The 20798-nt window shown below is 59.6% G+C and carries 12 protein-coding genes and 2 pseudogenes; 6 read left to right on the top strand and 8 right to left on the bottom strand.

All coding sequences use genetic code 11. The features are described 5' to 3' along the window. A complete protein-coding gene (gene scpB, locus O7A60_RS26340; protein WP_337108673.1) occupies nt 1-747 on the top strand; it encodes an SMC-Scp complex subunit ScpB in 747 nt (248 codons plus the stop codon). Nucleotides 748-1515: 768 nt separating this feature from the next. Here the strand turns inward: scpB and hxsC are convergent. Genes hxsC through O7A60_RS26325 form a run of 3 tightly spaced genes read right to left on the bottom strand, consistent with a single transcriptional unit; the run spans nt 1516 to nt 4362 of the window. Continuing rightward, nucleotides 1516-2679 (bottom strand): His-Xaa-Ser system radical SAM maturase HxsC, encoded by a 1164-nt coding sequence (gene hxsC / locus O7A60_RS26335; protein WP_337108672.1) that lies wholly within the window; start codon nt 2677-2679, stop codon nt 1516-1518. A 2-nt stretch (nt 2680-2681) separates the two neighbouring features. Beyond that, nucleotides 2682-4139 carry a His-Xaa-Ser system radical SAM maturase HxsB gene (gene hxsB, locus O7A60_RS26330; RefSeq protein WP_337108671.1) on the bottom strand — a complete coding sequence of 486 codons (1458 nt, stop codon included), beginning with the start codon at nt 4137-4139 and terminating at the stop codon, nt 2682-2684. Next, nucleotides 4132-4362, bottom strand: coding sequence for a hypothetical protein (locus O7A60_RS26325; protein ID WP_337108670.1), 231 nt, complete (start codon nt 4360-4362; stop codon nt 4132-4134). The genes hxsB and O7A60_RS26325 overlap by 8 nt, the downstream gene beginning before the upstream one ends. Before the next feature lie 740 nt (nt 4363-5102). Here O7A60_RS26325 and O7A60_RS26320 point away from each other — a divergent pair. From O7A60_RS26320 to O7A60_RS26300, 5 genes and pseudogenes are all read left to right on the top strand, one after another. Further along, nucleotides 5103-5804 carry a DUF4336 domain-containing protein gene (locus O7A60_RS26320; RefSeq protein WP_337108669.1) on the top strand — a complete coding sequence of 234 codons (702 nt, stop codon included), beginning with the start codon at nt 5103-5105 and terminating at the stop codon, nt 5802-5804. A 227-nt stretch (nt 5805-6031) separates the two neighbouring features. Further along, nucleotides 6032-6271: pseudogene (locus tag O7A60_RS26315) on the top strand (peptidoglycan-binding domain-containing protein); the annotation flags it as partial. A gap of 843 nt (nt 6272-7114) precedes the next feature. Then, on the top strand, nt 7115-9640 hold the full coding sequence (locus O7A60_RS26310; protein ID WP_337108703.1) for a TerB N-terminal domain-containing protein: 2526 nt from the start codon (nt 7115-7117) through the stop codon (nt 9638-9640). Then, nucleotides 9637-10959 (top strand): ATP-binding protein, encoded by a 1323-nt coding sequence (locus O7A60_RS26305; RefSeq protein WP_337108668.1) that lies wholly within the window; start codon nt 9637-9639, stop codon nt 10957-10959. Before O7A60_RS26310 ends, O7A60_RS26305 begins: the two co-directional genes overlap by 4 nt. After that, nucleotides 10910-13198, top strand: coding sequence for a DEAD/DEAH box helicase (locus O7A60_RS26300; RefSeq protein WP_337108667.1), 2289 nt, complete (start codon nt 10910-10912; stop codon nt 13196-13198). The genes O7A60_RS26305 and O7A60_RS26300 overlap by 50 nt, the downstream gene beginning before the upstream one ends. Nucleotides 13199-13587: 389 nt before the next feature. Here O7A60_RS26300 and O7A60_RS26295 read toward each other — a convergent pair whose 3' ends face one another. The 5 genes and pseudogenes from O7A60_RS26295 to O7A60_RS32155 all read right to left on the bottom strand — a co-directional run. Continuing rightward, the gene (locus tag O7A60_RS26295) at nt 13588-16497 is read right to left on the bottom strand and encodes a hypothetical protein (RefSeq protein ID WP_337108666.1); all 2910 of its coding nucleotides are present in this window, start codon (nt 16495-16497) and stop codon (nt 13588-13590) included. A gap of 119 nt (nt 16498-16616) precedes the next feature. Then, complete coding sequence (locus O7A60_RS26290; protein ID WP_337108665.1) at nt 16617-18953, bottom strand: S8 family peptidase; 2337 nt, start codon at nt 18951-18953, stop codon at nt 16617-16619. 12 nt (nt 18954-18965) lie between these two features. Beyond that, nucleotides 18966-19943 carry an AAA family ATPase gene (locus O7A60_RS26285; RefSeq protein ID WP_337108664.1) on the bottom strand — a complete coding sequence of 326 codons (978 nt, stop codon included), beginning with the start codon at nt 19941-19943 and terminating at the stop codon, nt 18966-18968. A 301-nt stretch (nt 19944-20244) separates the two neighbouring features. Beyond that, nucleotides 20245-20403 carry a hypothetical protein gene (locus tag O7A60_RS26280; RefSeq protein WP_337108663.1) on the bottom strand — a complete coding sequence of 53 codons (159 nt, stop codon included), beginning with the start codon at nt 20401-20403 and terminating at the stop codon, nt 20245-20247. 68 nt (nt 20404-20471) lie between these two features. Further along, nucleotides 20472-20735: pseudogene (locus tag O7A60_RS32155) on the bottom strand (IS91 family transposase); the annotation flags it as partial. Nucleotides 20736-20798 lie beyond the last annotated feature (63 nt).

Here is a 20798-nt window from a genome sequence, read left to right as displayed (position 1 = left end):
ATGAGCGAAGCGTCCGCCCGTCGCAAGCCGAACGAACAGCCTGTGCTGCTCGACACGGAACTGGACCACCTGCCGCCGGAACTGCGCTGGCGTGAATGGATGGGCCGCGTGGAAGCTGTGATCTTTGCGGCCAGCGAACCGGTGACACGGAGTGTCCTCGCGCGGGTGGTGGGAAAAAACTGCAATGTCGAGCTGATCATCGACGACATCCGCGCCGAGCTCGCCGGCCGCCCCTATGAGCTGGTCGCGGTCGCCGGCGGCTGGCAGCACCGGACCAAGAAAAGTTTTGGCGACGCCATCCGCTCCGCCTTAGGCACGGCGGCGGGCGAGGGGACAAAAGAACTGTCGCAGTCCGAAGCGCTGGTCTTGATGTGTATTGCCTATTTCCAGCCGATCACCCGGGGTGAGCTGTCTTCCTTCTTCGGCAAGGAGGTGTCGCGCGATCTGATCGGCGTGCTGCGCGCGCAGGAGCTGATCGCCTCGGGCCCGCGCTCGCCGCAGCCGGGCGCGCCCTACACCTATGTGACGACGAAAAATTTCCTGGCGCAGTTCGGGCTCGACACGCTGCGCCAGCTGCCGGATTTCGAGGCGCTCGAAGACGCTGGGTTGCTGTCGAAGAAGAAACTGCTGGCGGGCGATATTCCCGGCGGGCTGGCGATCGGGGAGGGCGACGGCGAAGAGCCGGAGGCGGATCTCGTCGAGGATCAGGTCTCTCGAGACGGGGTTGGAGCTTCGGACCGAATGTAGGCGGTCTTCACGCGCGAGGTCACCTGCATTTCGATCGACACATGCCAGCACATGTCGTCGGCATCGACATGTTGCGCCGCATGTCGACGAAATCGAGATGAATCGACATATCCGCGATCGGTCGAAATTCCCCAACTCAGTGCGTTGCAAGTGCGATCGTCCGGAATGCGCCTCAAAGCCGCCATGGGGAGGCGACAGCTCTACGCCAGAAGCGGCCGTCGGCCAATGCGAGGTTCTCACTCGCTGACAGTGAAAGCTGAGAACGCTCGAACGCTGCTTCGCACCGCCTCCGTCTTAATCCGGGCGGCAATGTAAATGCTCCTCAACTCGAAACGATCGATTGTTAATCACAAGCATATCAAGAGTAATAGAATTGAATAGTAACAATTGACCCTGACTGCAGCTATCGCCTATGCCTTGCATAATCATAGTCTTATCTTGCGTTGGCCCAAATCCATCAGTAGGGAGCTCACAATTTTGCTGTAACCGCATCCGGCCCAGTACATTTTCTCCTCACCATCCAACGACATCGCTTCTTTGTGGGCAAGATGGGCCCCTGAATGTCTATCAAATACCACAAGCTTGGCGTTATCACCGCACAAATAGATCTCACCCGCGGACGTTTCCTGGCAGCCGATCTGCACAAGAATGATAGACACGAAGAAGGCCACAGCCTTTTGCACTATGAGCCACAAGGTTGTTCAAAGCTCCGACGGCGTGGGAGGACTGCTTCCTTGAAAAGCGCCGAACGCCTGGAATACGTCGGCATTAGCTCAGAAATGGCGAGATGTGGGCGCTTCTTGCGATTTTGCTCGAAGCGAAGAAGCCGCCGCACTCGTCCTTTTTCCTGCAATCCTCACACTCGGCAACATATTCATTCTTCCAGTCGCTGATCGACTGCTTTGCGAAGGCGTGAATCGATCCGTCAAGGACGCAGAGCTGATGGTTGTAGACTGAGACGTTCATTCGAGCCGCGGCGAGATAGCGGACCGCGTTCCTCAACTCTAACCTATAGTCTTGCGGGTCGATCCACAGGCTGTCCATGTTCGCCCGCGTAAAGCCTGTTATCTCTAACCCCATGAAGGTGACGTGGTCGACAAAGGTTAGGTTCCGGAAGATGAACTCCGACAGATCAGTCAGCCCCTTATAGGTCTGCTTGTGCACCACGACGCGGATTTCGACTTCTTGGCCGAGTGACTTGAGGTTCATGATCCCGGCAACAGTCTCGTCGAAGGCCCCCTTCGACTGCACAACATAGTCGTGAACCTCCGGATCGGCGGCGTAGAGCGGAATCCCGACTGAGAGCGCGCCGTGGCCGATCTGGGCGTACCGGCGGGCGAATGTCGTGTCGCTGAAGCTTCGGCCATTCGAAAGGATATGAACCGGCGTATTTGGAAGGTGGTCTCTAGCGTTCGACAGGATACTGAAGAAAGGTTCCCCGATCATGGTCGGTTCGCCGCCCGTGATGCCGAGAAACGGCGTGGTGGTCGGCAGAAGCGGGATAGCCTCGCAGATCTCATCCGCCAGCCAGCCATCATCGACGTCCTTTGGCGGCTGTGAACACATCAAACAGTAATGGTTGCAGCGTTCGGTCGTGAGAAAATAGTTAGCATTGGCCGACGCTCGAAACAGGACCCGGACCGCCTTTCTGTCTGGAACGAATCGGATGACGTCGCCCCCGGCGAGGTACTCGAAGTGGTTGGGCAGCACTATAAGCTTACCGCTCGTCCGCGCTGCTTCGACGTCAGGCCTGAAGCGTTCGAACGTGACCACCCATTTGTAGTCCGGGCTGACAGGGCCGCCGCGAAAAAGATATGCGTCGTGCTGGCGATCGCAAGCCCCGACAACTGAGTTGGTCGAGAGGCGCAACAGAGCCTTTGGTGCGCTGCCGTCCACGTTGGTCCAGGTTGCAAATCCGCTAAGGGCGAGCATCGCTAACGTGTCCAGCCCATGAAAAGTTCTCGGATCGACGGATCCCCTTCCATCAGCCCGATCAGCCGCTTGAAGATCGCCATGTTGCGGTAGCAGAAGGCTGATCGCGTCTTAAGGCCTACAAAATCGCCCTGTGTCGCCTTGTGGAACACCGGCTCGGAGCCGCAAAAAGGTTCGAACGCGCATTCCGAGCACATCGGCGCGGAACCGGCGAAAGACTGTTCGATCGGATCGAGCAACGCGTCGGAAGTGAAAATCTCGGCATAGGTGTTTCGATGCACATTGCCGAGGCGGAAGCTCTTGTCGCCCATCTCAGCCAACATCCGCGCCTCGTCCGACGCATAGACGTCGCCGTCGTAATTGTAGACAACTGCAGAGATCCCAATTCCCGCCGGACTCATGAGGTCGACGTAGCCGGGCTCGAACGGGGTGAGCATCTTGGTCAGGATGGTTGAGGCATAAAACTCTATGAACGGCGTCCCCTTGCGATTGAGCTCGACGATGTATTCGAGGCCATCAAAGTAGAAATCGAGCCAGCTCTCAGTATCGTAGGATCCATACCACTTGGTCTTGACCGCAAAGCCATAGGGAGACAACGGGCGAAGAAATATGCCAGGGAACTGCATCCTGACATATTCGTCAATGATCTCTCGACCCATGCCAAGGCTAGCTTTGGTCGTCGTCATCAAGGCGCTGACGCGCTCGTGACCGAGCACCGCCCGCGCCCGGTGGATGCCCTCGACGGCGAGCTCATAACTGTTCTTGCCCGGCCTCGGCCGATTGGCGTTGTGAAGCTTGGCGGGACCGTCCAGTGAAGTCGAAATAAGTATATCGTGCTCCCTACAGTACCCCAATATCTCGTCTGTAATCACGGCCAGGTTTGTAGTTATCACGAACTGCAGCGACCTTTTCTCGACCTGATTGGTCGACTCGGCCCTTTCCACCACGAATCTGATCAGCTCGAAATTGAGCAACGGCTCGCCGCCCTGGAATTCGATCTTGATCGCAGGGCTCGGAGACTGGAAGATGAGCCTGAGCGCCTTCTCTGCCGTCTCTTCGGTCATGTCGAAGGCCGAGCGATCTTCGCTCTGTCTCGACACCTGACAGTAGGGGCAGGAATGCTCACACCGCAGCGACATGACCATAATGTGCAGCGCAGTGAAGTTCGCCAGGCGCATTGCCTTAGTGCGAACTTTCGTCGCCAGCATACCCGGTCCAATGGTCGACGAAGCGTCAAACAGGAAATGCTTGCTGCGCAGCCGGGCGTAGGCGGGATCGGACGATTTCAGCTCGTGCCTGACCAAGGCGGCGACGACCGACCGGGGCTGCACCGAATATTCCCCGGCCTGGTTGGTGATCACATATCGCTCGTCGTCCAACCGCGAAAAGCGAAATGGCGCCAGCTGATAGCGGCCGTCCTCAGTTGTCTGGAACTCCGACAGCGGCGAGAATTTAGTCAACGGATTGCAGGCCCGAGCGAGAGAATGCGAGCGCGAGAATGGTGGTGCGGAGAGTGGCTGTCTCGGCGGCCACGACTGACCGCAGGTCCTGATCCAGCACCTCCAGCCGCAATCCCTCCACGGCCTTCGCAGCGTCTTCCGGAGAGACAGGCTTGGTGAAGTGAAGGACGCAGACTGCGTTCCTGGCCTCCGTCGAAATGTCGACGGAGGCTTTGGCCGTCATCCGATATGCTGCCCGCTTGATACAGTCCAGAGAAAAGACTGACAAATCAAACGTTTCAGTCGCGGACGCAACAAGTTCGAGGCGCTCTGCTTGCATGAACTTAGCAGTACGAATATCCGGAGCAGTGTGACCCGTGGCTGGAATGGCTGGAATGGCTTGTGTGATAGGCCATCTGGATCTCTCGGCCCTGGGAGCGATCCAGGACTACGCCAAAGCCGTCGGCATTAAGTCTGTTGTTGTCCGAACTTGGCTCGACTTGAGATGCAGCCGCAACAGCCAGGGCCGGCTGCAGCTGAGTGCCCAATAATATTGTCGCCGACAGAGCGACCGGTGAAAGAAAGCTGCGTTTTGACATTCAAACCCCTCCTACAGTACGGCCGATACAAGAGGCACGGGAACTAAAGCTGTTCCGCCTCATTGCATTTTGGTTCTCGGAGAGCCCCCCGTAGGCCTCATTACTCAGATATCTTAGATACTGCCCAAACACAACTAATTTGACAGTCAATCCTTAACAGATACGGTACATTAGAAGTTGCTTCTTTAACGAGTTGTTGGCGCGGATCGTCCCGGCCATCGGCAGTGAGCGGCCTTCCATGGAAGCGTCGCGGCGGATCCAACCGAGAGGAAGCGCTCGAATGCCAATCGGGCGGTGTGCGCCCTGCCTCGTTATCGCTGGAATCGCGCTGCGACCTCCCCCATGGTGTGGAAAGCGTCCATCTAACGGATTAGACTTCCCGACTATGTTGGAGCCGCTGAGATTAAACCTATGGTTTGCGGATGGCGGGGTCGTCTCATTCAAAGGCTTCGATTATCCGACACGCATGGTCGTCGTGCGTCTTGCCGATGGTGGACTATGGTTATGGTCGCCAGTCGAAAGGACGGCAGAGATTGAGGACGAGATTCGGGCGCTGGGCCCTGTTCGGAATATCGTCAGCCCCAACAAGCTGCACCACTTGTTTCTGGGCGAGTGGCAGGCCGCATTCCCGGACGCGAATTTGTGGGCGACGGCGGCGACAATCGTCAAGTGCAAGGAACTCCGCTTTTCCGGGGTGCTGGCCGACGGTGCGCCCGCCGAATGGAACGGGCAGATCGACCAGTTCTATTTCACCAATTCGCCTTTCATGGACGAACTGATCTTCTTTCACCGCGCGTCGCGCACCGCTATTATCGCCGACCTCTCGCAGACGTTCAGTGCGACGTTCTTGAAACGCCATTGGCCTTGGTGGATGCGGTCAATCGCAAAACTTTCGAAAATGATCGAGGGGTGGGGATATCCCCCGATTGATTATCGGATCAGTTTCCGCAACCGCGCAACCGCGCGCCCAAAGATTCGTGAGTTGATCGGAAGACATCCCGAGCACGTCGTCGTGGCGCATGGTGAGGTTGTCAGGACGGATGGCGAAGCCTTTTTGCGGCGTGCCTTTTCATGGCTGCTCCAGTAGTCTCAACGTCGGCATTGGACGGTCGCCGAATGGCAGCTAACCGGTGATCTTACATAATAGTAGACGGTCGTCTTCCGGCTCCAAGGCGGCCGTCATCGCACGTAAAAGACGGCAGTCAAAATACGCCACTAAACGTCCCCTCCCGCTCGAACTGGAAATACTTCTGGGCGAGTTCTCAAAAGAACTCATCCCAGCTATGCTCAGAACCGGAGGGCGGGGCAAACGGGATGAGGTTGCCATTTCATTGGACGATGGCAGTCGCCTTGGCGACAGTGCTGAGTGTTGCAGGCACCGCAGCTGCCCAGGATTCCCGATATTCTGCACGACAGATTCAACAGGCCGTTGCTGAACATGGCTACGATCTCGGGACCGCGGACGGAATTTGGGGACGTCGGTCCATCAGTGCGCTCAAGGCTTTCCAGAAAGCGAACAATCTTCCTCAGACCGGTACTTTGGACGAAGCGACGTCAGCCGCACTTTTTCCGCAACCCCAGGTGACGCGGGGCCCATTGACGCCCATAGCCACGGACTCGCCCCCGTCGCTCTTGGAGAAGCCTGGTGTTCCAACGAAGACAACTCCACAAACAAGTCACGGAGAAGCCCGGCAAGCTGATGGCGATGTCCACCAGGCGCCGCCTTTGGCGACGCACACTGAGGGCGCGTCAGCCAAATCCGATCGTTTGGAGTCCGAGCCCAACAAGGTGGGCGAGGCGCCAACCACCCCCACACCGCGTTTGATCTATTTGGGCCTGCTAGCGGTCGTAACCGCGTTCTTCTTGCGGAGACGGCGAAGAAAGCCGGGCGCGGACTCGGTTCCAGCAGGGTCCGGCAGCGAACCTAATCCCGGTCTCGACCGGTCGATCAGAAGTAGCAGGCACCGCCTGCGTATTCCGAACGATCGCGTGGTGCCAGCCAGCATTGCTGATAGAAGGCAGCCAGTCGAACAAACGCCGAACCTGTCGCCGAACGTTGCGGCTTCAATCGCGGAACACAACGCCGCTGTCCACGATTTCATCCGTCAGAGAGGAGCAATCCGACGGCCCAAATCAGGGGCCAATCCTTCAGCCAGGCAGCCGGCAACTCCCAGTTGGGAAAGCTTAGAGGCTACCAAGGTCACCCCGGTAACGACAACAAGCGAGGGATTGCTCGCATCGAATAATGCTCAGATAGCGGAATCCATTCGACAACGCGGTCCTGTTCTCATTCCCCCTACGGCCTCAACGGATCAGACGCAGCCGTCGGGTTCCGAAAGCAAGGGCAGCCAACTTGATAGCGGTCTCGACCAATCGGCCAGAAGCAACAGGCACCTCTTGGTTCGGAACGATCTGATCGTTCCAGCCAATATTGCAGTTGGAAGACAACCGGTCGAACAGAAACAAGCCTTACCACCAGATATTGCGACTTCTGTCGCGGCACATAATAGAGCTGTCCATGACTTCATCAGACAGCGCGGAGCCATTAGACCGCCCAAACCACTGCCCAATCCTTCAGCCGCTCCAGCAAAAACGGGTTGGCAAAGCATTGAAGCGACCAAGGTCATCCCGGTAACGACCACAACCGATGGATCGCTCGCATCGGACAATGCTCAGGTTTCGGATCTCATTCGGGAGCGCGGCCCTATTATTGTTCCCAACACCGCAGGGCCGGACCAGCCGCGGTGGTTCGACCGGCTACCCGCAGTGCGAGCGAGCCCCACCGCGCGCCAGTCGGCACATTGGATTCCTGCGAATACAGCAGCAATGGTGGGAAACCATAACATTCCCGGCGGCATGATCTATGTAGGTGCGCACCTGCCGAGGCAGGGCAGTTCAACCGACCCGGAGAACTGCCTGATCGATCCTAGATTGACTGTCGCCACTCACGGCGATCCGCTAGGTCAGACGATGGGCTACTGGCCTTCCTACTCGAGCATTTCGCCCCCGGCGCGAAAATCCTATCTGGACTGGCTCGCCGGATCGCGATCCGATCCCAACGCCTATATCGGATACGTGTTCCTCTACTTCTACGGTCTCGAACGCCGCCTCATGTTGGAGGAAAGCCCACCCGACGCCGATGGTGTCGTTGCCGAGGTTTGCCGGCTATTGCAGGTGTATGGAGGGAATGGTTCGTTCAAGCGTTATGCTGGTGAGTTGCTTTCGGCCTACCAGCTAAAATCGGCTCGGTTGCCAGAAAAGTTTGATCTGGAGGTCGAGGAAAATAGCTACGAGATCCCGATAATGCTGAAGGTCGCCCTCGGGATGCGGGTGCGCAGCGGAGAGGCGATCGAGCCGGACCTTTTGTTGGCTTACGTCCTTGCCGACCCCGAAACGAGGGTGCGAACGCCGGCGCGACGGGCACAGACTCAGTTGCGAGAGCTGTTCGCGGAAGCGGTGGAGAAGCAATATCCAAATGGTGTGCGCGTTCCGGCCGCCGGAGTACGAAAACTGAAGGTCAACTACCGTGCCTGCAGCGGGACGTTCGATCTTGCAATCCGCCCCTTTGGCGTCCTCCCGGACATCACAAACCGCAGCGAACCGATAGGCGGTGCACGCCGCATCTTCGACGACTGCACGGATCGGCTCGACAACTACAGCCGCATGCTCGGCCGTTCGGAGGGACTGAGGCCTAGCCTTGCGGCCGTGGCTCAGCTGCCCTTGGGTTTGCGCGTGAAGAATTGTGAAACGCTCGCTGGCAGCCCATTGAGCCGGCTCCAGGAACTAGTGAGCGATGGTGCCCTGGTATCCATTCAGCAACTCGCCCAGCTGGCTGGGATCGAGCCTGACAAAATTGCCGCGCGAGCGAAGCAGAAGGAACTGTCGGGAATTCTGGCCGCCCTCGGTTATGGCAACACCGCCGACCCTTGCTTTTCTCTGAAGTCCTCAAAGCCAGACGCACTGGCAATGGTCTTTGCCCTGGAGCGCGAAGCTGAAGCCGATCCCGAACCGGGCCAGCACTACCGCCCCATGCAACTATCGATCATGCTCGGCATGGTGATTGCGTTCGCCGACGGTCTCCTCCACCCCCTGGAGGAAAGCAGGCTTTTCGAGAGGATAGACGAGGCGCCCGGTCTTTCTAGGGACGAACGTGTCCGCCTCAAAGCCGAGCTCAAGGTCTGCGCAGCCGATGCCGGCCGCGTAGTGGACTGGACCAAACGCATAGGGGACGTGCCAGCGGGCCGCCGCGAAGATCTCGCCGATGAATTGGTGGCTGTAGCAGCCGCAGACGGAACCCTTCACGCGCGAGAAGTGTCGCAACTCGAGAAGCTATTCCGGCAGATGGGTCTGGACGGAAACTCCCTGTATTCGCGACTGCATGGCAGTGTCGCGCCGCAGAACAGGCCGCGCGACGGAAATGATGATTTTCCCCTGGTTATCCCCGCCGGGATTCAGCCGCCCGGCATTCCGGTGTCGCCGGCGTCTGCTGGCGTGCCTGCGACCCGCGTCGACATCTCGCGTCTCGAAGCGATCCGACGCGAAACCCGCAGCACGTCCAGCGTCCTTGCCGATATCTTCGTGGACGAAGCAGAGCCGCCAATCGAGCTTCAGCCCGCGATCGAGGAAATTGAGACGTCCAATGGGGATGCGCACTTCGACGGGTTGGAGCGACGCTATGCGTGGCTTCTGTCGCAACTGATCGAGCAGGAAACCTGGACGGCTTCGGATTTTGAGCGTTTGGTGCGCAATGCCGACCTGATGCCGGGCGCGGCGAAGCAAATACTGAACGATTGGTCGCTCGACCGCTTCGACGAACTCGTCCTGGAGGGCGAGGACCCTGTCATCGTCAACGCCAGCCTGTTTTCCGAGGCTACTCCCCAATCTCCGTCGCTTACCGTATCCGTCGAAGGAATGTCAGCATGACGACAAAACCCCCGCCTATCAAACCGAGAGATCGAGACACCATTATCAGCGCCTTGCGCGCCGGTGTCGTGCCGCGCATCGGTCTCCAGCATATTCAGGTGGGGCGCCAGCGCGAGATCGAAGCGCTGATCCAGGACATCGAGCGGATCGGCAACGGCGGGTCGAGTATCCGTCTCGTCATCGGCGCCTATGGTGCCGGCAAGACCTTCTTCCTGTTTCTCATCAGGCAAATCGCACTTCAGCGCAAGCTCGCTGTCTGCCAGGCCGACCTTTCTCCGGATCGCCGCATCCACGCCACCGGCGGGCAGGCGCGCACGCTCTATGCCGAGCTCGTCACCAGCATTGCGACCCGCACGGCACCAGACGGAGGCGCGCTCAGAAACATTCTGGAAAGTTACATACAAAAGGCGTCCGAACGCGCTTCCTCAAACGGAACGACTATTGAAATCGCCATCAAGGAAGGCCTTGGCGATCTTCGCGAGATGGTCGGTGGCTATGATTTCGCAACCGTCATTGTTGCCTATGCGCGGGGTTACGAGGAAGGAAACAGCAATTTGCAGGACGCCGCGCTTCGTTGGTTGCGCGGCGAATACACGACCAAGACAGAGGCGCGAGGCGATCTGGGCGTGCGTACCATCATCGACGACGCGTCCTTCTACGATGGCCTGAGGCTGCTCGCCCGCTTCACAAGGCTCGCTGGTTTTGGCGGCCTGTTGGTCTGCCTCGACGAACTCGTCAATCTCTACAAGCTGCAGAGCGCCCAGGCCCGCAAACAGAATTACGAACAGCTCCTGCGCATCTTTAACGATGTCCTGCAGGGTACGACGCAGGGTATCGGTTTCATTCTGGGCGGCACACCGGAATTTCTGCTCGACACACGGCGCGGCCTTTACTCCTACGAGGCCTTGCAATCCCGCCTTGCCGGGAACAGTTTTGCCGGGAATGGCTTGGCCGACTATTCCGGTCCGGTGGTCAATCTGCCGAACCTGACGCCGGAGGAACTCTACCATCTCCTGGAGCGGCTACGCGACGTCTTCGCGGCCGGCGATCAGGAAAAATGGCTGGTGCCGGACGAGGCACTCCATGATTTTATGGACCATTGCGCCAACCGGATCGGCGAGGCTTATTTTCGGACTCCGCGCAACACGGTGAAAGCCTTCGTCGATCTGCTCGCGATCCTCCAGCAAAACCCCGGCACAGATTGGAAAGACATGCTCGGCACGATGGACGTCGCGGAAGATCGAGGCGGTGCAGGTGATCAGCCGATCGATGACGCCGAAGGCGGAGCGGACGACGAGCTTGCAACCCTCCGCATTTGACACGCTTTCCGAGCCGGTCAGGCGCTGGATATGGCAGCGGAATTGGCCGTCGCTACGGGACGTGCAGGAAAAGGCCATCCCGGTCATCCTCGCGGGCGGCGATGTCGTGATCTCCGCACGCACTGCCGCCGGCAAGACTGAAGCCGCCTTCCTGCCGTTGTTGACCCGGTATGCCGAACACGCAGGGAGCGCTGATGGGTTCGCCATCCTCTATGTCAGCCCGTTGAAGGCGCTGATCAACGATCAGCACCGGCGGCTGGAAGGCCTGTGCGAAGGGAGCGGCGTCCTCCTGCACAAATGGCATGGCGACGTGTCGGCGGACGCCAAAACCCGTGCACGAAAGCGACCGTCGGGTGTCGTGCTGATCACTCCGGAATCGCTTGAGGCGTTGCTCGTCCGCAGGGGCGTGGAGGTTGCGCACATGTTTTCGCGCCTCGATGCGGTGGTCATTGATGAGTTACATGCCTTCATTGGCACCGAGCGAGGCATGCAGCTGCAGTCGATCCTGAACAGGATCGAAGTGGCGACCGCGCGAGACCGCATAGATCGAATTGGGCTGTCGGCAACACTTGGCGACATGAGCTTGGCTGCCGAGGCGCTGCGGCCCGGCAAGGGCGCTAGCGTCACGATCGTGGAAGGCAAGGACGAGGGAAACGGGGTCCGTTTGCAGATCCGCGGTTACCTGCTGGACGGCACCGCTCCAGGCGATCTCACGGCTACCGCAGACGATCGCGATCCGCCGGGAAAGCCGCCCGAACCTTTTGAACCATCGACGGTCCCAGCGGCGCTTGCGTCCGACTTGTTTCGTCTGCTGCGCGGCCAGAGCAATCTGCTGTTTGCCGGATCTCGCGCCAATGTCGAGGTCTATGCCGACATGCTGCGTTCGATGTGCGACGAAGCGAGCTTTCCAAATGAGTTCTTCCCCCATCATGGCAATCTCGCAAGGGCTATGCGCGAGGAGGTCGAAGCGCGGCTTCGAGACGATCCGCGCCCGACCACTGCGGTCGCGACCACCACCTTGGAACTCGGAATCGACATTGGCGAGGTGGAGACAATCGCCCAGATCGGGCCGGGTTTTTCGGTTGCGTCACTTCGCCAGCGCCTCGGCCGATCCGGCCGCAGGGCCGGAAAGCCCGCGGCGCTGCGCATGTTCGTCATCGAGCCTCCCATTGGTAAGGGGCGACATCCAATCGACCGGCTTCGCCTGGATCTGGTTCAGTCGATTGCGATGGTTGAGTGCCTGCGGGCGGGATGGTGTGAGCCGCCATTGCCAGCTGGCCTGCATCTTTCAACGCTCCTCCATCAAGTGATGGCACTGATAGTGCAGACAGGGGGCGTAAGCCCGACGGTCGCCTGGAACCTGTTATGCGAGCGCGGCCCTTTCCAAGCCGTGGACAGGACGCTGTTTGCCGAATTGCTTCGGTGCATGGCTACGCCTGAAAACCGGTTGCTTGAGCAATCTCCGCAAGGCTTGCTCATGATCGGAGAGACCGGGGAAAAGATCACGGAATCATACGAATTCTATGCTGTTTTCGCCACGGAACGAGAGTACCGCATCATTCACGATGCACGCACACTCGGCACCTATCCGCTGAGTTCCCCGGTTGCATGTGGCGAAACCATCATTTTTGCGGGGCGCCGCTGGCAAGTCAGCGAAATCGACGATCGCGCTCGGGTCATCATGGTCAAGCCGACACGGGCGGGAAAACCACCGCATTTCAATGGCAAGGGGGCGGCCGTCCACGATCACGTGGTGGCAACGATGCGCGCGGTTCTCGCATCCGATGAGGCGTACCCCTATCTCGATCCTGCCGCCAACCGGCTGCTGGACGAGGCGCGCAGTTCTTTCCTCGACCTGCAGCTGGATAGCCGTTCAGTCATAGCGCATGGGGAGGGCGTCCTGATTTTCCCCTGGGTCGGAACCATGAAGCTGCAGACGCTGACCCTGGCATTGCTGGCGCGCGAGTTCAAAGCATCGCATTTCGGTCATGCCATTGAGCTTCAGGAATGCGAGGCCGGGAAAACCCTCGAAACTCTGCAGGACATAGCTGATTCGCCGGCGCCAGACGGTAAAGAACTTGCTGCACGACTGGCGCAACCGGCATTGGCAAAGTTCGACACGTTCCTGAGCGATCACCTGATGACACTGGTCACAATGGTGGAGAGAATCAGCGCCAAGGACTTGCCGCTGATCGCCGCCAACGCACTGGGAATCGATACGACGCATGAAGTCGCATAACCGCCGGGATCGGTTGCTCGCACTCGGCGCTGGCAGCCTTTTACATATGTCGAAGGCTGCCAGAGAGGACGCATCGGCAATTGACCGGGTTCTGCGTGCGCCAATTGCCGCCACTCAGCGGCACACAAGAGCGTCTCGTTTGGGCCGTCAGCGGACTGGAAGCTCGTTGAGCGCCATAGGGACAGATGCTATCGTAGCTGCGCTTACTTCGATGCGATAGCAAGAGTAGGCAGCAGTCGAGCGGTTGCACAGAGTTCCGGCCTTGTAGACGAACATCATCTCTGGGGCCCTCGACGATCAGCGAGGAGGCGAACCGTTCGTTCGCGCCGCCCAGAGCGAGACGACAGAATTCCGCGTGTCATGCGGTCAGCGGCCACCACGGTCATCGCCTATGGGTCGAGTGGCGCAACATCCTGACCCCACCCAAATACATCTTTATGCGGAACGTCGACGTCGCGAAGGCGAAATCGCGAGATCAGAAATTTTTCAGCTCCCTCATAGTTCACGTTCGGCGGCCAATGCAGCTGCCAGCTGCTGAAAAAGGCACCAAGGTAGACCTTGGCATGAGTGGTTAGCAGCTCATCAGAGAACACCGCCGGTGGGAGCGCATCGGCCTCGCTTTCGACCTTGTCTAGCAGCGCCATCCCCCGCCTTCTTAGTTCCTCAAGGGGGAGATCTTCTGGCGCATCAAGCCGAATGCCCATCGCGATGTTGCTTATGATGCTCAAAATCTCCCAATCCTTCATTCCTCTTTTATGCATCTCGAGCAATCGTGGGCGAATACCGGTATCATGAGCGATGTCTGAAATTGTATAGCGAAGCGATGGAAGGAGTTTGTCATACCTATTTTGCGCGTCACCGAAAGCACGTTCAAACTCGAACGTTGGACTCGGTCCGTCGAACCATGCAACACGACGGCCCGCCCGACTGACGAATGGACGCTCGGGATCGAGAGGCGCAACCGACTGGCGGAAGGACTCGGCAAATAGATCCTCAGGAACAAACTCCCGGAACAGTTCCGCGTAGGGTCGACCAACAAAGATTGGTTCCAGCACGGACCTGTCGAACTGCCTCGTTAAAGCCTCATCGTCGAACACGGAGCTGGCGCGCAGGACGGCAGCGAACAACAGTACAACATCGGCACTCTCCTCCGGCCCCCGGTCCCGCGACGGCAGCGTCACGCGAAATGTCGCTCGCGTCTCGGTCGGCGCTTCTATCGTCAGTTTCTCAACTGCGTCAGAAACCTCGATATTCACGATGATGTCGACCGGGACGATTCCCAGGTCCCTCTCTGCCAAGGCGAAAACGAGAAGCTGCAATTCCGCGATGATCTGCTCAGCCGGCGGGGTCGTGCGATAGTCGTTGGGGAAGACGCAAGTCCAGCGGATGCCCAGCCCCTCCCAGCGCACGCGTCGCTCGAGCCCGAGATCGCCGAAGGGTCGATCGAGTAGTGCTTCCTCAAGGCCGGTCCACACCACCGGCCAGGTGCCTCGGTTCCAAAAGCCATCCGGCTCGTTCGCGGCGCTCAAAATCGGATCTCCGAGTACAGGAGGCCACTCCGCTAAGAGTTCGTCTAGCGCCTGGCGTGTCGTAGGACTACCCCGCTTCAGGAAACCAAGCAGGGACACCAACTGTCCCAGATTGCTTTGGAGGCGGGGGTGCTGCTCGGTGTTTAGCGGATGATCGTCATGGAAAATGTGGGCCTGGATGAACACAGGAAGCAGCCTAAGAAATCCAAACGAATTGCCGGCCCCGTCTTCAGCATCGAGCAAGTCGAGCAGGGCCTCAGGTTGCTGGCGACGGACGTCGTCGTCCCGCTCGTAACGGGTTAGAAGCGCGGCCGTCATCGCATGGTACTTCGCAGCATAGGCGAGACCATGTTGGCGATATTGTTCGGCAAGCAGGAGCAGGATGCGCACCGCTCCCGCTAATCGCTCGCTAGAGAACCACTTGGCTTTGGCTCGATGGAGTTCCCGGATGGCCGCTGCGGGTTCGTCCCGCTCGAGCAGCGACAGAGCTCGATCGATAGCCTTCTCGCCGGCCGCGACGCTGCCCATATGTTTACCCAGCAGATCATCGGCTCGCGCGGCAAGAGCCAGCAACTCCGCATCGTCACCGCGGAGCTTGACTATCTCGACCAACAAGTCCGCAAAAGCTTCGATCGGATAAAGTAACGCTTGCTCGGCGCTGTCCAACATCGCGTTCCAGAATGCGATCACAGCAGAAAAATCGGGCGCGAGACCGGGTCCTGCAGGCGTCTGCTCCAGAAGGCCCCGCACGTGCAGCAGGCCCGCCCTTCGTCCCGGACCGATCGCTTCCTCCAGCGCTGATTGCACGGCACCTGTGAGTTTGCGCCGATAGTCATGCAGATCGATCTCGTTCGTGCGGAACTGTCCCAGCCAGTATCCGCCAAACGCATAGGTCAGTAACGCAGCAGCCGTGGTCAGATCGCCGATGTCTGCATGGGCTTCGACGTCGACGAAGTAGTCGGCAACCAAATGAGCCTGAGGAGTCATGTCGCCGCGACCACGCAAATGCGCGACTGCTATCTCATAACTGGCCGAGCGAATCAGATCGCGCGGAGCAATTGGGACGAGGAAGCCGGCCATTCTTTCTAACCAGAAGGATAGGTCCGGTCGCGCGGTAGCCTCGAATGTAGCACGACGCAGGCCCACCTTGATCGCAACGAAGTCGGCGCGGCTGACTGGAAGCACCTTCCGAGCCTTCCAGTCCGCCCTATGCTGCGCATATCCGTCGTCCGACCGCACCTGGGGGCTGATCTCGGCCGGGACGTGCAGGAACTCCTCCGCGATCCAGAATAGGTCGGGCTCAGCCAACCACTCGGCAATAGTGTTGCCGTCGAAGATTTGGAGTTCAGTCCCCTTGCGATTGGCCGCGGCTATGAGTTCCTGCCGTTTGGCAATCGCGAGGTTCGATTCGCAAAAATAGACGATCTCCTCGACCTTGCCAGTCGCGACGATCCTTTCGACATCGCTGCGGATCTTTCTTTCTATGCGCTTTTCGAGACTACAGGCGAACGCGACCGCCCGATCTCGCGATGAGCGCGCCGCGAATGGCGAGCCGGCTACGGGTAGCGCAATCCCGGTTCGAAACGTCTCGAAATCGCGGCCTCCATCCCCACCGGCGCTGACGGGGCCGGTCGCAGGCAGGATGTTGCTGTAGATACGGGCGCGAGCAAGATGGCGTGCGAGATGCTCAAACTCGTGATGGGCATTACGGGAACCCAACTCGCTCAAATGAAAGCGAAGCTGGGCGGCGAGTTGGACAGGATTTACCATTTCATGCGCGTGTGCGGGCCGAACACACGCCCCAAAACCGACGATCTGCGAAAATTGCGATAAACGTGGCCCGCGTGAGCGCATGGATCGAGCACATATCAATGTCCGCCTTCACTGGCTCAACCGCGCAGCTGGATACGCTGACGTATCTGCTGGTAGATCTGAATCTCGGCCTCGTGTGCCACCTGCACGACTAGGGCGAACCGCTGGCGGTCAAGCTCTGTCGCCCACCCAGCTTCGCATCGCACGACGATGTAATAGCGGTCGCCATAGGTTGAGATGTCGGTCTTGAACGTCGCGACAGCCGACTGCAGCGTGCTCTTCTCCCTCGACTGCGGACCTGGGGCCATCTTGCACTGGAAGCGATTTGCGATGTCGGGGATCGTCTCGTCGCGCGGCCGGCGCCGATAGTGTTCGGAGATCAGCGCCGGATCACATCCCCGCACCAGGCGAAAACTCATGCCGATGCCAGCATAGTCACTGCGACTGTGACGGACCGGCGGATCGTAAGCAAGCGATACACGGATCGTGCGCCGGCCATTGGTGTTTTGGAATAGCGCTGGAACCGGCAGCTCGTAGATAGCGAAATGATCCATCGCCAGCTCGTCCTCCGCATAGAGGACGACGCGTGCGTCATCGGAAAAAGCGGCGTGCTCCAAATCGATCTGGCCGTAGCCACACACGCTGCGGATGGCGTCGTCTCCAAATGGGGAGAGACACTGGTGGGCCGCCTGAGGAATGGTCGCCGAGTTAGCAAGCAGTGCGCGCACGAGGTTGGCCGACGCCTCCGGTAACCGCGACAGCACTTGTGCAGCCTTGAAGGCGACGATCGGCGCTGCATAAGAGGTACCCGAACCGCTGGTGATTAGTTGCTCGACCGGCCGGTGATGGAGCGTCAGCAGCCCGGCGCTCGCGACGTCGCGTCCGTCGCGCAGTCTCTGAACGAGCGGATCGAAGATCATCGTCCCACCGAGATCGATGAAATCTGGCTTGACCGACCCCTCCACCCCCGGCCCGACGCGGGTGAAAGGCGACGGCTCCCCTTCCTGCGTGATCGGCCGCACCGCAACTTCGGCGCCGAGCCTTGCATCGAGGCCATTGCCATGCGCGAGAGAGCCTACCGTCACAACATTGATCGCGCCGCCGGGTTCGAACAGCCGATTCGCCTCCTCCGTCAGATAGCGGGGATACTCGGTCACAGCCTGCTCGATCCTATTGCCACTGCGGGGAGCGCGGTTGCCGGCCGAGACGATGATCACGACATCGAGCTCGCGCGCGAGCTCATCCAGTGTGGCGGCCCAGGTGCCGACCTTTCCGCCGTCGTACACGCGCCTGCGGTCGGCCAACGCGATGACAAACAGCCGGCATCCGAAACGGGCGTGAAGCGAAGTGACAGCCTCTCGAATAAGGGAAGGCACGAGTCGCCGATCGTCGAAATCGCCACGCTCGTTGACGACCTTGGCCGCGCAGAGACGCGCCCCTCGCGCAAGCGCCCCTTCGGCGAGTTGGGCGCGGAGATCTCCGAAGGCAGCGACGCCGCCCACGCGCGTTCCATGCCCCCATTCATCGGCTGTGCCCAACCGTTCGGGAACGCCGATCGCCCCTACGAGGATATCTTCGATGAGGGGATGGTCGTTGACGCCGCTGTCGATGACGCCGATGAGAGGGGCGTCGTCAGCCAGGTGACCTCGCTCCGGCAGATCGCCGAGTTCGAGGCGCATGGCTTCCGCGGTCGCGACGTCCGGGGACGGCGGAAGGTCGATGGATGCAACGTCCTCCAGCGAAAGCAGCGAGCGAAAAACCTCTCCGCTGGCACGGATCCGCGCCATGGTAATCGACGGCCCTATGTACTCATCGAGCCATTCGCCGCCTCGGGCGACCACATAGGCTTCGATGTCACCAAGCTTGCGCTGACGAAGTTCGCGTCGGCCGAGGTCCCACAGCTCGAGATCGGCGACCAGCTCGCCGACGGCGCCGAAATCCTCGGGTTCGGTATAACCCTCTTCCCTCAGGCGCAACCCGATCCGGTCTCTCGGCTCGACCGTGCCAACCGATGCGATCGACGCGACGAAGTTGGCATAGGGCGCGCCCGCCTGGCCAGCCGGAATAGGGCCGCCATAGGCAGCAAGCCGTGCCCGGAAGTCCCGCAATTCGTCGTTTGATGAGAAGAGTACGAGAGTTCGGTCGGCATCGCTCGATAGAACGGTGAGGCCGAGAGCCTCCCAGTCACTTTCGAGCAGTGAGCCCGTCATACGCACGCGGAGGATAAGGGATGGATTGACCGTTTCGGGCGGGCGCCGACGCTGCTGAACCGCGACGGCCTCGTTGAGTTCTGCAGCGATCCGTCTGCTGTGCTCCGGACGGTCGCGCTCTGGAGCTGCACCAAACCCTGGGCGTTTGCGACGTTCGAGTTGCTCTGGCAGCCTGAACAGCTGCAAATGGTCGTACCGAGCCATAGATCTGGCCCCCTACGACTGGCTGGTGAGGCGCGACCGACCAGACCTGCGACGCTGTTCGTCGAGGATAGCGGCGTTAAAATCCCGCTCCCTGACGTCCTTGCGCTTTTCGATGACCGTCGACTTTATGGCCTGGATGCAGACGCGCTCGATCTCCGCGTAGGAAAAGCCGACAAGCTCACCAGCTTTCGTCCCGACATCGAAGGCAGTCAGCACGTTTCGGAATTTTGTGCGTAGATAGCGCCCAATCAGTTGCACGTCGGGTTTGTCGAACCAAATCACCTCGTCGAACCGCCGCCAGATGGCGCTATCGAGAGTATGGTCTAGGTTTGTCGCGGCGATCAGGAAGCCCTGGGGTCTTAGGCGGTCGATGAACAGGAGCAAACTGTTCACCACGCGCCGAAGCTCGTTGTGCTCGCCTGAATCATCGCGAGAGCGCGCCAGAGCATCGAACTCGTCGAGGAAAAGAACGCACGGCTGCTTGCGGGCGAAGTCGAATATTTTCCGAAGATTGCTTGCAGTTTCGCCGAGGTAGGAGGAGATCAGTTGGTCAAGTTTGACCGCAAACATTGGCAAGCCGAGTTCAGATGCAAAAATCTCCGCCGATAGCGTCTTCCCACACCCGGGCGGCCCGCAAAACAGGAGCTTAGAGCGCACCGGCAGACCCTTGCGCCGGATGTCCTCCGCCCGCCGAAATTCCTTGAGCAACCCGATGAAGACGCGCGTATTTGAAGCGCTGAGTACTACGTCCTTTGTCGTGTGCGTTGGCTCGACGCGCTCGACGAAATCCTTGGCAGCATCGGGAAACGGAATAAGTGGCGCGAGCGACTTCATGGGCTTCGGTCCGCTCAGCGAAGGGCCGCTTTCCAACGTCTTGCGAAGGATGCGCGCGAGGACCCTGTTGTTCTTCTTCTCTTCCTCGTCGATTATTTGCTCCGCAACCGCACGAAACTCATCGTCGCGGCCATAACTCGCCAGCAATTTCTTCATCAATTCACCGCGAGCCATCCGAAACCCTATGCTTTTGTCCTTGCAAGCTACTTGGAGATTTACACCGTGCTACGGAACCCCGACGGCTAGCGTCAGACCGTCAGAATCGACCTTAAGGTATCTTACTGAGAAATCATTCTGGTCGGAAGCGGTCATGGAGATTTTGCTGCATTCACCGCGTCTGAAGAGGGGGCTTTTGTCGGCTATCACGGATGCCGGCTTTGGGAAGGGTTTCGGGTGCCGTCAGGCGTACGAAAGCCTCTCATGCAGGAACCCGCGGCCCGCGGGCCACAGTCGATGTCTATGGGGATTTCGATTTGCGGCTGATGTCGGCGATGGCGCGACCGTCGCCGTGAAGCGCCGGGATGGATGCGGACAGGCGGCTTCGTTGCGCCTCCGCGCGATGTTGTCGGCACGGTAAGCGGCTGAAGGCGGCCCCGTCGGCGTCGATGATCACCATGGACGCGTGTGGGTCCGTTACCGGAGGCTGAGGGCCTGCGGTTGAAGTCTCGACTATTCCATGCCGGGTCATGGAGCGGTCTCCCGGTTCGTCGCGGTAGCGTCCGGCGGTCCGCGTGGCTGCCTCCAGCGTTCGAGTACCTCGACGACGATCATGCGTCCGCCGCAGCACGGGCATGACGGGCGGAAGTCCTCCGGTTCGCCTGGTGTGTCGTCATCGGGTGGCGCAGCGACGCTCAGCAGTTCGCGGGCGAGCGCGAGGCTGGCCTTGCGGGCGGAGCCGGCGAGCATGCCGTAGTGCCGGATGCGGTGAAAGCCTCGCGGCTTCGGGTGCCGTCAGGCGTACGAAAGCCTCTCATGCAGGAACCCGCGGCCCGCGGGCCACAGTCGATGTCT

It is taken from the genome of Mesorhizobium salmacidum (SeqCode), from assembly GCF_037179605.1.
In the GTDB taxonomy this organism is placed as follows: Bacteria; Pseudomonadota; Alphaproteobacteria; order Rhizobiales; family Rhizobiaceae; genus Mesorhizobium; species Mesorhizobium salmacidum.
The sequence above is the reverse complement of the archived record's forward strand: the minus strand, read 5'-3'. Positions and strand labels throughout refer to the sequence as shown.

Coding starts and splice junctions, on each gene's coding strand:
- scpB (WP_337108673.1), top strand. CDS start 1: ATGAGCGAAGCGTCCGCCCGTCGCAAGCCGAACGAACAGCCTGTGCTG.
- hxsC (WP_337108672.1), bottom strand. CDS start 2,679: ATGCTCGCCCTTAGCGGATTTGCAACCTGGACCAACGTGGACGGCAGC.
- O7A60_RS26325 (WP_337108670.1), bottom strand. CDS start 4,362: ATGACGGCCAAAGCCTCCGTCGACATTTCGACGGAGGCCAGGAACGCA.
- O7A60_RS26320 (WP_337108669.1), top strand. CDS start 5,103: ATGTTGGAGCCGCTGAGATTAAACCTATGGTTTGCGGATGGCGGGGTC.
- O7A60_RS26305 (WP_337108668.1), top strand. CDS start 9,637: ATGACGACAAAACCCCCGCCTATCAAACCGAGAGATCGAGACACCATT.
- O7A60_RS26300 (WP_337108667.1), top strand. CDS start 10,910: ATGACGCCGAAGGCGGAGCGGACGACGAGCTTGCAACCCTCCGCATTT.
- O7A60_RS26295 (WP_337108666.1), bottom strand. CDS start 16,497: ATGGTAAATCCTGTCCAACTCGCCGCCCAGCTTCGCTTTCATTTGAGC.
- O7A60_RS26290 (WP_337108665.1), bottom strand. CDS start 18,953: ATGGCTCGGTACGACCATTTGCAGCTGTTCAGGCTGCCAGAGCAACTC.
- O7A60_RS26285 (WP_337108664.1), bottom strand. CDS start 19,943: ATGAAGAAATTGCTGGCGAGTTATGGCCGCGACGATGAGTTTCGTGCG.
- O7A60_RS26280 (WP_337108663.1), bottom strand. CDS start 20,403: ATGGTGATCATCGACGCCGACGGGGCCGCCTTCAGCCGCTTACCGTGC.